At 61.4% G+C, this 15,467-nt stretch carries 12 protein-coding genes; 5 read left to right on the top strand and 7 right to left on the bottom strand.

The annotated features are described in order from the left end of the window. The first annotated feature begins 121 nt into the window (after positions 1-121). Complete coding sequence (locus tag SOP85_RS26040) at positions 122-1,957, top strand: sigma-54-dependent Fis family transcriptional regulator (protein WP_323628694.1); 1,836 nt, start codon at positions 122-124, stop codon at positions 1,955-1,957. 194 nt (positions 1,958-2,151) lie between these two features. Here the strand turns inward: SOP85_RS26040 and cysS are convergent, their stop codons facing one another. Both cysS and SOP85_RS26030 read right to left on the bottom strand, forming a co-directional pair. Further along, entirely contained in the window at positions 2,152-3,534 is a 1,383-nt protein-coding gene (gene cysS / locus SOP85_RS26035) for a cysteine--tRNA ligase (protein WP_077185927.1), read from the bottom strand. Positions 3,535-3,548: 14 nt separating this feature from the next. After that, entirely contained in the window at positions 3,549-5,246 is a 1,698-nt protein-coding gene (locus tag SOP85_RS26030; protein WP_323628693.1) for a glutamine--tRNA ligase/YqeY domain fusion protein, read from the bottom strand. Between the two features lie 252 nt (positions 5,247-5,498). Between SOP85_RS26030 and SOP85_RS26025 the strand changes: the two genes are divergently transcribed. Beyond that, on the top strand, positions 5,499-6,002 hold the full coding sequence (locus SOP85_RS26025) for a peptidylprolyl isomerase (protein WP_008053603.1): 504 nt from the start codon (positions 5,499-5,501) through the stop codon (positions 6,000-6,002). Next, the gene (gene lpxH, locus SOP85_RS26020) at positions 5,999-6,727 is read left to right on the top strand and encodes a UDP-2,3-diacylglucosamine diphosphatase (protein WP_323628692.1); all 729 of its coding nucleotides are present in this window, start codon (positions 5,999-6,001) and stop codon (positions 6,725-6,727) included. The genes SOP85_RS26025 and lpxH overlap by 4 nt, the downstream gene beginning before the upstream one ends. A gap of 86 nt (positions 6,728-6,813) precedes the next feature. Here lpxH and SOP85_RS26015 read toward each other — a convergent pair whose 3' ends face one another. The 4 genes from SOP85_RS26015 to SOP85_RS26000 all read right to left on the bottom strand — a co-directional run bounded on the left by SOP85_RS26015 (position 6,814) and on the right by SOP85_RS26000 (position 11,662). Beyond that, on the bottom strand, positions 6,814-8,343 hold the full coding sequence (locus SOP85_RS26015; protein WP_323628691.1) for a DHA2 family efflux MFS transporter permease subunit: 1,530 nt from the start codon (positions 8,341-8,343) through the stop codon (positions 6,814-6,816). Positions 8,344-8,504: 161 nt separating this feature from the next. After that, complete coding sequence (locus SOP85_RS26010) at positions 8,505-9,707, bottom strand: HlyD family secretion protein (RefSeq protein ID WP_274074741.1); 1,203 nt, start codon at positions 9,705-9,707, stop codon at positions 8,505-8,507. A 15-nt stretch (positions 9,708-9,722) separates the two neighbouring features. Further along, positions 9,723-11,192 (bottom strand): efflux transporter outer membrane subunit, encoded by a 1,470-nt coding sequence (locus SOP85_RS26005; protein WP_323628690.1) that lies wholly within the window; start codon positions 11,190-11,192, stop codon positions 9,723-9,725. After that, positions 11,189-11,662: a MarR family winged helix-turn-helix transcriptional regulator gene (locus SOP85_RS26000; protein WP_323608863.1), complete on the bottom strand. Its 474-nt coding sequence runs from the start codon at positions 11,660-11,662 to the stop codon at positions 11,189-11,191. Before SOP85_RS26000 ends, SOP85_RS26005 begins: the two co-directional genes overlap by 4 nt. Before the next feature lie 236 nt (positions 11,663-11,898). On the opposite strand from SOP85_RS26000, the gene zapE reads away from it, so the two are divergent. Next, positions 11,899-13,029, top strand: a complete 1,131-nt coding sequence (gene zapE, locus SOP85_RS25995) for a cell division protein ZapE (RefSeq protein WP_323628689.1) — start codon at positions 11,899-11,901, stop codon at positions 13,027-13,029. A gap of 116 nt (positions 13,030-13,145) precedes the next feature. On the opposite strand, the gene SOP85_RS25990 is transcribed toward zapE, so the two are convergent. After that, the gene (locus SOP85_RS25990; protein ID WP_008063883.1) at positions 13,146-13,850 is read right to left on the bottom strand and encodes a YebC/PmpR family DNA-binding transcriptional regulator; all 705 of its coding nucleotides are present in this window, start codon (positions 13,848-13,850) and stop codon (positions 13,146-13,148) included. 219 nt (positions 13,851-14,069) lie between these two features. Here SOP85_RS25990 and SOP85_RS25985 point away from each other — a divergent pair, with 219 nt between their 5' ends. Continuing rightward, positions 14,070-15,467, top strand: coding sequence for a type VI secretion system Vgr family protein (locus SOP85_RS25985; RefSeq protein WP_323628688.1), 1,398 nt, complete (start codon positions 14,070-14,072; stop codon positions 15,465-15,467).

Below are 15,467 nucleotides of genomic sequence, written 5' to 3'. Positions count from 1 at the left end.
GCAGGCTGCGATCTTTTGATTTTGTTTTTCAAGATCAAAAGATCGCAGCCTGCGGCAGCTCCTACAGGGGATCGCATGCACCATAAAAACAATAAAAATGCTGATTCAGAGGCTGACTGTCATGGCCGTACCTGCCACCGCGCTATCCCACGACGCCATCATCCAGGACTCCTGGTCCCGCTGCCGCGCGTTCGGCCTCGATCACCAGAGCACCCCGGCGTTCGACCAACTGCCGGCTGAAGGCATCGCGCAGTTGCTGGAGAGCCAGCATTCGTTGGTGCAGACCACCCATCAGGAAGTGCTGCCGTATTACGAAAACATCCTCAGCAACTCCAACTGCCTGATCATGCTCGCCGACAATCAGGGCCAGGTGCTGACGTCCTGGGGCACCCAACGGTTTATCCAGCCGAACCTGACCCGTGGCTTCAGCGCGGGCGCCAGTTGGATGGAGCGCTGCAGCGGGACCAATGCGATCGGTACCGCCCTGGCCTGCGAGCAGGCGGTGCACATCGAGCACGATGAGCACTTCCTCAAGGCCAACCGCTTCATGACCGGCTCCGCCGCGCCGATTTTCGATGCCGAGCGCAAGGTCATCGCCGTGCTCGATGTGTCCAGCGACAGCTACCTGCCGCCCTCCCATACCCTGGGCATGGTCAAGATGATGAGCCAGACCGTGGAAAACCGGCTGATCCTCAACCTGTTCCACGGCCAGCATTTTCAACTGACTTTCAACACCGGCCTGAACAACCTCGACAGCCAGTGGGCCGGCTTGCTGATTTTCGATGAGAGCGGCCAGGTGCTGTCCGCCAACCGCCGCGCCGACAACCTGCTTGGCGTGCGCCTGTCGCGGGTCAGTGTCGAGAGCCTGTTTAAGGTCTCGCTGCTGGAGCTGCTGAACCTACCCGAAGGCCTGCCCTTCTCGCTCCAGGCCTCCGGACGCAATCGTTTCCAATGCTTGCTCAAACGTCCGAAACAGGTGCCGATCCAGGCCAGAGTGTTCGTTGAACCTGCCGTACAAGCACCGGCGGCGATCAGCCTCAATACTTTGCATTTTGGCGACAGCCGCGTGGAAAAAGCCGTACGCCAGGCCGAGCGCTTGCTGGAAAAAGACATTCCGTTGTTGATTCATGGCGAAACCGGGGTCGGCAAGGAAGTGTTCGTCAAAGCCCTGCACCAGGCCAGTTCGCGCAGCAAACAGGCGTTCATCGCCGTGAACTGCGCCGCGATCCCTGCAGAACTGGTGGAATCAGAACTGTTCGGCTACGAAAAAGGCGCGTTCACCGGCGCCAACCAGAAAGGCAGTATCGGCCTGATTCGCAAGGCCGACAAAGGCACGCTGTTCCTCGATGAAATCGGCGACATGCCGCTGCCGACCCAGGCCCGATTACTGCGGGTACTACAGGAGCGGTGCGTGCAGCCCGTGGGCAGCAGTGAGTTGTTCCCGGTGGACATCCGCATCATTTCCGCGACCAACCGTTCTTTGCGTGAGCAGGTGCAACTGGGGCGTTTTCGCGAGGATTTGTACTACCGAATCGGCGGCCTGACCCTGGAACTGCCGCCGTTGAGAGAGCGCAGTGACAAGGAGGCGCTGTTCAAACGCTTGTGGGAACAGCACCGCGAACCGAGCCAGTGGGCCGGGTTGAGTCGCGAGGTGCTGGAACTATTCAGCCGTCACCCGTGGCCGGGGAATTTAAGGCAGGTCAGCAGCGTGATGCAGGTGGCGCTGGCCATGGCCGAGGAACAACCGGTGCGGCCGGAGCATTTGCCGGATGATTTCTTTGTCGATCTGGAGATGGAGCCGGTGGAGACGGCGGAGCCATTGGCGGTGGATCTTGATGATGCCGAGGCGTTGAATCGGCAGTTGCAGGCGGTGGGGGGGAATATTTCGCATCTGGCGCGGCGGTTGGGGGTTAGTCGCAATACCCTTTACAAGCGGTTGCGCCAGGCTGAGCGATGAGTTGGTCGGACGGGCCTCTTCGCTGGCAAGCCAGCTCCTACAGTGTCCGTGGTGTACGAAATGTTGGCGAACGACGCGACCTTGTAGGAGCTGGCTTGCCAGCGAAGACGCCAGCCCAGACACCACCACAAGTACGCCATTGCGAAAAACAAAAACCCGCACAAGGCGGGTTTTGTTTGTAACGCAAGCACCAATCAGTCAGCCAAACGCCAGGTCGTCCCACCCTTGCCGTCTTCCAGCACCACGCCCATGGCGGTGAGTTGGTCGCGGATGCGGTCGGATTCGGCCCAGTCCTTGCCGGCACGTGCCGCCAGGCGCGCGGCGATCAGCGCTTCGACTTCAGCCGCATCCACACGCCCTTCGGCGCCAGCCTGCAGGAAGTCATCGGCTTCGAGCTGCAATACGCCCAACACGCTGGCCAGTTCTTTCAAACGGGCAGCCAGGCCGGCCGCTGCGTTGAGATCGCTCTCGCGCAGGCGGTTGATCTCGCGGACCATCTCGAACAGCACCGCGCAGGCTTCCGGCGTGCCGAAGTCGTCGTTCATCACCTGGGTGAATCGCTCGACGAAGGCTTCTCCACCAGCAGGAGCAACAGTCGGCAGGCCTTTCAACGCGTGGTAGAAACGCTCCAGGGCGCCCTTGGCGTCCTTGAGGTTGTCTTCCGAGTAGTTGATGGCGCTGCGGTAGTGGCTCGACACCAGCAGGTAACGCACGACTTCCGGGTGGTACTTGTCGAGCACATCGCGAATGGTGAAGAAGTTGTTCAAGGACTTGGACATCTTCTCGCCATTGATGCGGATCATGCCGCAATGCATCCACGCGTTGGCGTAGGTCTTGCCAGTGGCCGCTTCGCTCTGGGCGATTTCGTTTTCGTGGTGCGGGAACTCGAGGTCGCTGCCGCCGCCATGAATGTCGAAGGTCTCGCCCAGGCAGCAGGTCGACATCACCGAGCACTCGATGTGCCAGCCCGGACGCCCGGCGCCCCATGGCGATTCCCAGCTTGGCTCGCCCGGCTTGGCGGCTTTCCACAGCACGAAGTCCAGCGGGTCCTGCTTGGACTCGTCGACTTCGATGCGCGCGCCGATGCGCAGGTCTTCGATTTTCTTGCGCGACAGCTTGCCGTAGCCCATGAACTTGCCGACGCGGTAGTACACGTCGCCATTGCCCGGGGCGTAGGCGTAGCCCTTGTCGATCAGGGTCTGGATCATCGCGTGCATGCCAGGGATGTGGTCCGTGGCGCGCGGCTCCATGTCCGGCTTCTTGATGTTCAGGCGCGCTTCGTCTTCGTGCATCGCCGCGATCATGCGCTCGGTCAAGGCTTCGAACGACTCGCCGTTCTCATTGGCCCGGTTGATGATCTTGTCGTCGATGTCGGTGATGTTGCGCACATAGGTCAGGTCGTAACCGCTGAAGCGCAACCAGCGGGTCACCAGGTCGAAGGCGACCATACTGCGACCGTGCCCCAGGTGGCAGTAGTCGTACACGGTCATGCCGCACACGTACATGCGCACCTTGTTGCCATCGAGCGGCTTGAAGACTTCTTTGCTCTTGGTGAGCGTGTTGTAGATCGTTAGCACGTTATTTCCTTGAATCACTGGCCCCAGGAGTCACGCAGGGTCACGGTACGGTTGAACACCGGAGCGCCCGGTTTCGAGTCCTTGATATCCGCGACGAAGTAACCTTCGCGCTCGAACTGGAAACGGTCTTCCGGCTGTGCATTGCCCAGCGAGGGTTCAGCACGACAACCGGTGAGTACCTGCAGCGAGTCAGGGTTGATGTTGTCCAGGAAACTGGCGCTGTCTTCGGCCTTCTCCGGGTTCGGAGAACGGAACAGGCGATCGTACAGGCGCACTTCGCACTCGACGCTGGCAGCGGCCGGCACCCAGTGCACCACGCCCTTGACCTTGCGGCCTTCAGGGTTCTTGCCCAGGGTGTCCGGATCGTAGGAGCAACGCAGTTCGACGATGTTGCCATCGGCGTCCTTGATCGCTTCGTCGGCGCGGATCACGTAGCTGCCGCGCAGGCGCACTTCGCCGTTCGGTTCCAGGCGCTTGTAGCCCTTTGGCGGCTCTTCCATGAAGTCTTCACGGTCGATGTAGATTTCCCGGGCGAACGGCAGGACGCGCACGCCCATGTCTTCTTTCGGGTGGCATGGCAGTTCGAGGTTCTCGACCTGGCTTTCCGGATAGTTGGTGATCACGACTTTCAGCGGACGCAGCACGCACATGGCGCGCGGGGCGCTCTGGTCGAGGTCGTCACGGATGCTGAATTCGAGCATGCCGAAGTCGACCACGCCGTCGGAGCGGTTGGTGCCGATCATTTCGCAGAAGTTGCGGATCGACTTCGGCGTGTAGCCACGGCGGCGGAAGCCCGACAGCGTGGACATGCGCGGGTCGTCCCAGCCGTTGACGTGCTTTTCATCGACCAGCTGCTTGAGCTTGCGCTTGCTGGTGATGGTGTAGTTCAGGTTCAGGCGGCTGAACTCGTACTGGCGCGGGTTGGCCGGTACTGGCAGGTTGTCGAGGAACCACTCGTACAGCGGACGGTGGCTTTCGAATTCCAGGGTGCAGATCGAGTGGGTGATGCCTTCGATGGCGTCCGACTGACCATGGGTGAAGTCGTAGTTCGGGTAGATGCACCACTTGTCACCGGTCTGGTGGTGATGCGCGTGACGGATGCGATACATGATCGGGTCGCGCAGGTTCATGTTCGGCGAGGCCATGTCGATCTTGGCGCGCAGTACCCGTGCACCGTCCGGGAACTCACCGGCGCGCATGCGGGCGAACCAGTCGAGGTTCTCTTCAACCGAACGATCGCGGAACGGGCTGTTCTTGCCCGGCTCGGTAAGGCTGCCGCGGTATTCCTTGGCTTGTTCAGGGGTCAGGTCGTCGACATAGGCCTTGCCGGACTTGATCAGCTCCACCGCCCAGTCGTGCAACTGGTCGAAATACTGCGAGGCGTAGCGCACTTCACCGGACCATTCGAAGCCCAGCCACTTGACGTCGCTTTCGATCGCGTCGATGTATTCCTGGTCTTCCTTGGCCGGGTTGGTGTCGTCGAAACGCAGGTGCGTGACGCCGCCGAACTCCTGGGCCAGGCCGAAGTTCACGCAGATCGACTTGGCATGGCCGATGTGCAGGTAGCCGTTGGGCTCAGGCGGAAAACGGGTGACGATCTGCGTGTGCTTGCCCGAGTCCAGGTCTGCCTGGATGATCGGCCGCAGGAAGTTGACCGGTACGGCAGGGCCGGTCTTGGCATTCGAGGTAGGGTCGACAGTGGGCTTGCTCATAGGATCCTTGAACGTACTGGTGCGTGGCCGTAATGAAGGCCGGACAAAACAAAGCCGCTATCATAGCCGATGCCGTCAAGTACCTGACAGAGCGCACCCTGTAAACCGTCGTATTTAATAGGCCGTAAATGAAAAAACAGCCTCGAAATTCGCGCCTGTCACGCTAAACTGCGCACCTTGGCCGAGACTGGCTGAACCGGTTGCGGGACCCAATGTTCCAACACCACGAATTCCTCTTGATGAGTAACGATCATGACCCAAGTCAAACTGACTACCAACTTCGGCGACATCGTCCTCGAACTGAACGCCGACAAAGCCCCGATCACCGTGGCCAACTTCGTCGAGTACGTTAAAGCCGGTCACTACGAAAACACCGTTTTCCACCGTGTCATCGGTAACTTCATGATCCAGGGCGGCGGTTTCGAGCCAGGCATGAAAGAAAAGAAAGACAAGCGCCCAAGCATCCAGAACGAAGCTGACAACGGCCTTTCCAACGACAAGTACACCGTCGCCATGGCCCGCACCATGGAGCCGCATTCGGCTTCCGCGCAGTTCTTCATCAACGTGGCTGACAACAGCTTCCTCAACCACAGCGGCAAGAACGTGCAAGGCTGGGGCTACGCGGTATTCGGCAAAGTGACCGCCGGCACCGACGTTGTCGACAAGATCAAAGGCGTGGCCACCACGTCCAAGTCCGGCCACCAGGACGTACCGGCAGACGACGTGATCATCGAGAAAGCCGAGATCATTGAGTGATACTGCTGATTTCAGACTTGCATCTGGAAGAGGAGCGCCCGGACATTACCCGGGCGTTTCTGGATTTGCTCGCCGGACGCGCCCGTTCGGCGAATGCTCTCTACATTCTGGGCGACTTTTTCGAGGCGTGGATTGGCGACGATGCCATGACGCCGTTCCAGCGTTCCATCTGCCAGGCCCTGCGCGAGTTGAGCGACAGCGGCACGGCGATTTTTCTGATGCACGGCAATCGCGACTTCATGCTGGGCAAGGCGTTCTGCAAACAGGCCGGCTGCACCCTGCTCAAGGATCCGACTGTCGTGCAATTCAATGGCGAACCCGTGCTTTTGATGCACGGCGACAGCCTCTGCACCCGCGATGAAGCCTACATGAAGCTGCGTCGCTACCTGCGCAACCCGATCACCCTGTTCATCCTGCGGCACCTGCCGCTGCGTACCCGCCAAAAGCTGGCGCGCAAGCTGCGTAGCGAAAGCCGCGCGCAGACGCGGATGAAGGCCAATGACATCGTCGACGTCACGCCCCTGGAGATTCCGCGGATCATGCAGCAATACGGCGTGAAAACCCTGATCCACGGCCATACCCACCGCCCCGCCATCCACAAGCTGCAGCTGGGCGAACAGGCAGCCCGGCGCATTGTGCTGGGGGATTGGGACAAGCAGGGTTGGGCGTTGCAGGTGGATGAGCAAGGGTTTGCGTTGGCGCCGTTTGATTTCGTAACACCGTAAAGATCAAAAGATCGCAGCCTTCGGCAGCTCCTACAGGTGTACACATAACCCTGTAGGAGCTGCCGAAGGCTGCGATCTTTTAGCAGTCAATGTCCTGCAGAAGCAGGCCCCGCCTTCGCCGCAAACGGCGGTTTCGCCAGCCAGACGATCACGATCAACCCCATGAACGCCCATCCCAGCAACGTGAAGTAATCCACGGTGGAGAGCATGTACGCCTGGCTGGTCAGCACATGATCGAGCTGCGCATACGCCTGGTTGCTCGCCCCACCCAATGAATGCAGGGCCTCGCGGGTTGCAGGCTCATAGGTGCTGATACTTTCGCTCATGTACGCATGGTGCTGGTCGGCCCGGCGGATCCAGATCCACGTGGTCAACGACGCCGCGAAGCTGCCGCCCAGGGTCCGCAGGAAGGTCGCAAGGCCCGCGCCATCGGCGATCTGGTTCGGCGGCAGGTCCGACATCAGGATGCTCAGGGTCGGCATGAAGAACAACGCCACGCCAATCCCCATGAACAACTGCACCAGGGCGATGTGCTGGTAGTCCACTTCGTTGGTGAAGCCGGCGCGCATGAAACAGCTCAAGCCGATGGCCAGGAACGCAATGCCCGCCAACAAGCGCAGGTCGAACTTGTGCGCGTATTTGCCGACAAACGGCGACATCAAGACCGGCAGGATCCCGATCGGCGCCACCGCCAGGCCGGCCCAGGTGGCCGTATAGCCCATCTGGGTTTGCAGCCATTGCGGCAGGATCAGGTTGATCCCGAAGAACCCGGCGTAGCCCAACACCAGCACCAGAGTGCCGATGCGGAAGTTGCGGTAGGCGAACAGCCGCAGGTTGACCACCGGGTGGCGGTCGGTCATTTCCCAGATCACGAACACCGCCAGGGCAATCAGCGAAATGGCCGCGCCGATGAGGACGAAGTTCGATTCGAACCAGTCGAGGTCGTTACCCTTGTCGAGGATAATCTGCAAGGCCCCGACGCCGATAACCAGGCTGATCAAGCCGACGTAATCCATCGGCTGATAACTGGTCACCACCGGCCGTGCCTTGAGCTGCGAACGCACGACCATGACCGCGAAGATGCCGATTGGCACGTTGATGAAGAAGATCCACGGCCAGCTGTAGCTGTCGGTGATCCAGCCGCCGAGGATCGGGCCTGCAATCGGCGCGACCACCGTGACCATCGCCAGCAACGCCAGGGCCATGCCGCGCCTGGCCGGTGGATAGACGGCGATCAGCAGCGTCTGGGTCATCGGGTACAACGGCCCGGCCACCAGGCCTTGCAGCACCCGGAAGCCGATCAGCTCCGGCATCGAGGTGGAAATACCGCAGAGAAACGAGGCCAGCACAAACAGCACGGTCGCCCACAGGAACAGCTTCACCTCACCGAACCGCCGGCTGAGCCAGCCGGTCAGCGGCAACGCGATGGCGTTGCTCACCGCAAAGGAGGTGATGACCCAGGTGCCCTGCTCCGAACTGACACCCAGGCTGCCGGAAATCGTCGGCAGCGCCACGTTGGCGATGGTGGTGTCGAGCACCTGCATGAAGGTCGCCAGCGACAGGCCGATGGTGCTCAGCACCAGGCTGGGGGGCGTGAAAGACGCGTTATTGCTCATCGCGAATCCTTTGAAACCTGTTGGGCGCTGCGTCTGTTACAGACGCAGCTGACCTTTGTGGGAGCGAGCCTGCTCGCGATGGAGTGTCAGTCGACATTGATGTAGCTGACCCACCATCGCGAGCGAGCTCGCTCCTACAGGGGGGGCGGTGTGATGGCGAATCAGCGATGCACGGTCTTGCTGACCGCGGCGCTGTTGTCGTGGATCAACTGGGTGATCATGGCGTCGGCCTCGGTCAATTGGCGGTCATAGATGCCGGTGCTGAACGACGCCTTTTGCGGCGGCTGTTGCGCCAGCACCGGGCCACTTTGGTCACGCAGGTTCACATCGACCAGGGTCGACAGGCCAACGCGCAACGGATGCTCGGCCAGCTGCTGGGCGTTGATATGAATGCGCACCGGTACCCGCTGCACGATCTTGATCCAGTTGCCGGTGGCGTTCTGCGCCGGCAGCAAGGCAAAGGCGCTACCGGTGCCGGCACCGAGGCTGTCGACGGTGCCGCTGTATTTCACGCTGCTGCCATAGAGATCAGCTTCGATGTCCACCGGTTGGCCGATACGCATGTCACGCAGCTGGGTTTCCTTGAAGTTGGCGTCGATCCACAGTTGATCCAGCGGGATCACCGCCATTAGCGCCTCGCCCGGTTGCACCCGTTGCCCCAGTTGCACGCTGCGCTTGGCAACGTAGCCGGTGACCGGCGCGATCAGGGTGCTGCGGGCGTTGTTCAGGTAGGCCTGGCGCAATTGCGCCGCGGCGGCCATCACGTCCGGGTGCGAGGAAACCACGGTGTCATCCACCAGTGCGCTGGAGGTCTTGAGCTTCTGTTGCGCATTGGCCAGGGCGTTCTGTGCCGAGGTCAGGTCGTCACGGGCGTGGGACAGTTCCTCCTGGGAAATCGCCCCGCCGACGGCAAGGTTTTTCCGCCGATTGAAGTTGTCCTGGGCTTTTTGCACTTCGGCCTGTTGCGCGTTGACCTGGGCTTTCATGCCGTCGACGTCGCTGTACAGGCCGCGAACCTGACGCACGGTGCGGGCCAGGTTGGCCTGGGCACTTTGCAGGCCGACTTCGGCGTCATTCGGGTCGAAGTTCACCAGCACCTGGCCTTCGTGGACCAGATCGCCATCGTCGGCGCCGATGCTGACGACGGTGCCGGTTACCAACGGGGTGATTTCCACCACGTTGCCGTTCACATAGGCGTCGTCGGTGCTTTCGCTCCAGCGCCCGTAGAACTCGTGGTAAGCCCAGACGCCCGCGCCGCCCAATACGACCACCGCGGCCAGGACCAGCAGCATGAACTTGCGCTTGCCCGAATCGGGATTGGCAGGTTGGGTTTCAGGGGTTGAAGTTGTATCGGCAGTGGCCATGACAAATACCTTGAATTAGTGGGTCAGCGTGGCTGGCGCGGCGTTGGCCGAGGCAATGGCCTCAGGCTGGAAACCGCCACCCAGCGCCTGTATCAGCTGGATCGACAGGTCGATCTGCTCGGCATTCAGGTTGGCCAGCTGACGCTGGGCCTGAAGCAACTGCTGCTCGATGCTGAGCACGTCCAGGTAGTTACCGATGCCGGAACCGTAGCGCTGGACCACGGTGTTGTAGGAATCCTGGGCGATGTCGGTGGCGTGCTGCTGGGCAGCGATCTGCCGACCGATATCACGCAACTGGTTGATGCTGTCGCTGACGTCGCCCAGCGCCCTGACCAGGCTTTTGTTGTACTGCGCCACCGCCAGGTCGTAGTCGGCGTCGCGGGAATCGAGGTCGGCGCGCAGGCGGCCACCGTCGAAAATCGGCACGGAAATCGTTGGTGCGACATTGAAGAAGCGGCTGGCCGAACCAAACATCGCATCCCCCAACAGGGATTCGGCACCGGCCGCGGCGCTGAGGTTCAAGTTCGGATAAAACTGCGTCTTGCCGGCGTCGATATTCTTGCTCGCCGCCTCTACCCGCCAGCGCGCGGCCACCAGGTCCGGACGCCGTCCGAGCAGTTCGGCCGGCAGTACCGACGGCAAGGCCACGGCACCGGGCTTGAGAATGTTCGGCCGGGCGATTTCATTGCCGCGATCCGGGCCTTTCCCCAGCAGTACGGCTAGCGCTATCTTGGCGCTTTGCAGGCGTTTTTCGGCGTCGATCAGATTGGCCTGGGAGGTGGCTTCCAGGCTTTCGGTCTGCTGGAACTGATACTGGCTGTCGATCCCGGAGCTCAGGCGACGCTGGCTCAGGTCGAGCATTTGCCGGGTGCGCTTGAGGTCTTCGGCGGACAGGTCATGGACGATGTGCGCCTGGCCCAGATCGCTGTAGGCGCGGGCCACGTCGGCGGACAGGGTCAACTGCGCGGCCTGCTGATCGACTTCGGCGGCACGGGCCTGGCCCAGCGCGGCTTCCCAGGCATCACGCTGACCGCCCCAGAGGTCGAAGTTGTAATTGAAGGTGGCGCTGACGTTGCGCACGGTGGCGTAGTTGTCGCCCTGCCCCAGCGGGTCCTGGTCTCGGGCCAGACGCGAACGGCTGACGCCGGCGCTGGCATCCAGGGTCGGCATCCGCGCGGCGTCGGCGGCGTAGGCCGCGGCGCTGGCCTGGTGGGCGCGGGCGTCGGCGATCTGCATGTCGGGGCTGTCGTGCAGGGCTTCGCGGATCAGGCCGTCGAGCTGCGGATCGCCGAGACTGGTCCACCAGTCGCTTTTCGGCCAGGCCGCTGGCGACAGCGTCACGCCGCTGAGGGATTGCCCCGCCTTGAGGTTTTTCGCGTCGAGGCTGACGCCTTCGGTGGTCAGGCCACTGTAGCTGGCACAACCGGCCAGGCTCATGGCCAACAGCACCAGGCTCAGGCCGGTGCGCAAGGTTTTACTGTTCATTGGTCACCTACCCGCAGCAGGGTGATCGAGTCACCGGCCGCTATCAGGATTTTCTTGAGGATCGACTCCAGGGTTTTCAGTTCTTCCGGCGTGATGGCGCCGGCCAGTTCATTCATGGCCTGGGCGCCGATGTGCGGCAGACGATCAGCCAGTTTCTGGCCTTCGTCGGTCAGCACCAGCTGAACCTGACGACGGTCTGCCTCGGAGCGTTGGCGGGCGAGGAAACCTTTCTGTTCCAGACGATCGAGCATGCGGGTCATCGAACCGCTGTCCAGGGACAGGTGCCGGCACAGCTCGCCAGGCGAATCGACGCCGTACTGGGCGATGATGATCAACACCTTGAACTGCGCGGCGGTGATGCCGTGGGGTTCCATGTGCGTGTCGATGATGCGGTCCTTGAGCAGCGCGGCGCGCCCCAGCAGCAGGCCGAGGTGGCAATTGTGGAAGTCGTCTGGCGTGAAATGTTTCATCTGAACACCAATTAGCTGCCTAGGCAGTGAATGTATGTCGAGATATTACTGCCTAGGCAGTCAATGTCAACGTAATAGTTAGGTTGCTTTGTAATTAGTTGACCAATGGCGTAGGGTATTGCGTCATATAAAGGGACGTCGTCGCCCTGAAACCCGCTGGAAGCAAAACTATCTATCTGGTTAAACTACGCCGCCGCGGCTCCCGGAGCCCGCCTGAAGATCACGGGGACATCACAGTGGCCGTTAGACCGCCCAAGCATTCGCGACTCACGCCGCGCTGGCCATCGTTGCGCCGCCTGTTCGACAAGGGATCAGCCGGGGCTGACCGTCACTGCGCGAATGCCCGGGTCATTCACGACTACTTCCACCACAAGGCCGGTTCCCAGGGCTACACCCTCAGCCACAGCCAGCAACGGGTGATCGACTGCATGGCGCAGCACGCCTCGACGCTGTTGGGCACGCCGGGCAAAAAACTGCCCGGGCTCTACCTGCATGGCGCTGTCGGGCGTGGCAAGAGCTGGCTGCTCGACGGTTTTTTCCAGGCGATCCCCCTCGCCCAGAAGCAGCGCCTGCACTTCCACGGTTTTTTCGCCCGCCTGCACCAGGGCATGTTCAGCCATCGCGAGCAACCGGATGCGCTGGCGACCACACTGGATGAGTTGCTGAGCGATTGCCGGGTGCTGTGTTTCGACGAGTTTCACGTCCACGACATCGGCGATGCGATGCTGATCACGCGGCTGTTCAAGGCGCTGTTCCAGCGCGGGATCCTGCTGCTGGTCACCTCCAACTACCCGCCGGAAGGCCTGCTGCCCAACCCGCTTTACCATGCGCGCTTCAAACCGGTGATCGACCTGATCAATGCGCGCATGCAGGTCATGGAAGTCGGCGGGCCGCACGACTATCGCAGTCAGGCCAGAACCCATGCGCATCAACTGTTCACCCAGGGCCGATACGTCTGGCCCGCGACGCTGGCGCAACGCCAGGCAGCGAACCTGCCGGCGCCGAACGGGCCGGCCATTGCCCTGCCGGTCGGCGCTCGCCATCTCTCGGCCCGCTACTGCGAAGGACGTACCGTCGGCTTCACCTTCGGCGACCTGTGCGATCACCCAACAGCGGTCATGGATTATCTGGAACTGTGCCGGCGCTTCGATCACTGGATCATCGACGACCTGCCCGACCTCGCCGACTGCACGATTGCCGCGCAGCAGCGTTTCATCAATCTGGTCGACGTGTTGTATGACCAGGACAAGCACCTGACTTTGCTGGGCCAACGCTCCCTACGCGAAAGTTTGGGTGGTGACGCGATTGACCTGGCGCGTACGCGTAGCCGGTTGGGGCAGTTGGTGGAGGTGCGGGAGGGGGTTTGACTGGGGGAAACACACATCTGTAGGAGCCGGCTTGCTGGCGATGCGATGGTGGCCGTTATGCCGCCTTCGCTGGTCAGCCAGCTCCTACAGGTGATCGGGTTAGCTGCGAGAGATGTTTAGCCGGCCAGGCCGACAAACATATCCTGCACGTCATCATGGTTATCGAGGCCTTCAAGGAAAGCTTCGACTTCAGCCATCTGCTCATCGCTCAAGCCGCTGACCGGGTTCTTCGGCTGGTAGCCCAGCTTGGCCGACAACACGGTGAAACCTTGCTCAGGCAGGGCTTTTTGCACGGCATCCAGGTCCGTAGGTTCGGTCAGGAACAGCGTCGCGCCGTCTTCGCCCGGCTCGAAATCCTGGGCACCGGCTTCGATGGCGGCCATCTCCGGATCGGCGTCCGGGGTGTCCGGCGAGGCTTCGATCATGCCCACGTGGTTGAAGTCCCAGGCCACCGAACCGGAAGCGCCCAGTTGGCCCTTGCGGAAGGCCACGCGGATTTCAGCGACGGTACGGTTGATGTTGTCCGTCACGCACTCGACGATCAGCGGCACCTGGTGCGGCGCGAAGCCTTCATAGGTCACGCGATGGTATTGCACGGTCTCGCCCAACAGGCCCGCACCCTTCTTGATGGCACGATCCAGTGTTTCCTTGGGCATCGAAGCTTTCTTGGCCTGTTCGACCACCAGACGCAGGTGTGCGTTGGTGGCGGTATCGGCACCGTTGCGCGCAGCAATGGTGATTTCCTTCACCAGTTTGCCGAAGATCTTGCCCTTGGCGTTAGCTGCCGCTTCTTTGTGTTTAACCTTCCACTGTGCGCCCATTACTCACTCTCTTGTCTATGGCGCCGAAACATCTATTGGCCGACGCATGCCGCCAAGTTTATACGGCCTAAAGTTGGCAATCGACCAAAAAATCTCATCCACGGATCGACATTTTTACCGATGGTTGTAGGGCGATTCTGAAATTTCGCTTAGCCATGTCCACAAGGCCTGCAGGTTTCGTACCCTCGCAGTCCCTACTCCATGGTAGAAGCGCGATCGATGCACAACGACAAGGAAAGTCCCTTCACCCTGACACTCCTCGACGACCACCTCAGTTTGCAAGTGGTGCAGTTCAGCGGTCGCGAGGCCCTCAACCAACCCTATCGATTCGATATCGAAGTGATCGGCCTGGCACCGGCCCTCAACCTTGAACGGCTGCTGCAACAACCGGCGCTGCTCGACCTTGGGCAAGGCCAGGGCATTCATGGCGTGCTGCATAGCGCCAGCTGCGAACATCGAGGGCGTGGCCGGATAGGCTATAAACTGGTGCTGGTGCCGGCCCTTCAAGCGCTGGACCGAATCCGATCGCGGCGGGTCTTCCAGCGTCTCAGCGTGCCCATGATCCTGCGCCAGCTGCTGGAGGAACATGACATGCCTGCAGACAGCTATTGCCTGGACCTGGCAGACGGGCACTATCCCCTGCGGCCGTTTTGCATTCAGTACGAGGAAACCGACCTGGCCTTGCTGCAGCGCCTGTGCGAGGAAGAAGGCATTCACTACCACTTCGAACATTCCGCTCAGAGCCATGTACTGGTGTTGGCCGACGACAACATGAGCTTTCCCCAGGAGCCGCTGCTGATGCCGTTCCAGGGTGATGACAGTACTCAACCGGCGATCAGCGAGCTGTATCAGCGCCACGCTGCACAAGCCGTTTTCCCACGAACGAATGCGAAAAATCGCGGTGCTTCGCAGGTCGGTGAAGGCGCAGCCAATCACGCTTTCACCCACACGAGCGCGCCCCGCTCCACTCAGGAGCAACGTCATCACCATCAACTCGACCGCCGCGATCTGCAGCGCATGCGTTGCCAGCAGTTGCAGCTTCACGGCCAAAGCAATCAGCCCCTGTTACGCAGCGCCTGCATCGTGCAAGTGGCAGATCACCCCGTGCCGGGGTTCAACGATCAATGGCTGGTCTGCGAGGCGCGACACCAGGGACAGCAGGGTTCGATCCTGGCTGAGGACAGCAGGCCCCGGCGCTATCACAATCAGTTCACGGCCATTCCCTGGTCGACGGTATTTCGCCCACCCCTGGACCAGGCCAGGCCGCGCATCCCCGGCTTTCAGCCTGCACGGGTTTGTGGTCCGGCCGGACAGCACGCGGCACAGGATGATCAAGGTCGTTTGCAGGTAAGTTTGTGGCCCGACACGGATGTCGATCCCGCAGAGGGCCTCTGGCTACCTGTCGCACTGACAGTGTCCCAAGCCCCAACGGAACCGATCCAGCTGCCCATGGCTGGCAGCGACGGCTGGGTCAGTTTCCTCGACAGCGACCCCGACCGCCCGGTGTTCTGCGCCAGCACCGGACAGCGCCGCAGCCCGCCAGCGGTGCGCGCCGACACCCGCCACAGTGACACCCGCCTGCTGCTCGACTGGCTGATCAATCGCCCGGACGACTGA

The sequence above is a fragment of the Pseudomonas sp. YuFO20 genome (assembly GCF_035064975.1).
GTDB classification, from domain to species: Bacteria; Pseudomonadota; Gammaproteobacteria; order Pseudomonadales; family Pseudomonadaceae; genus Aquipseudomonas; species Aquipseudomonas putida_AE.
The sequence above is the reverse complement of the archived record's forward strand: the minus strand, read 5'-3'. Positions and strand labels throughout refer to the sequence as shown.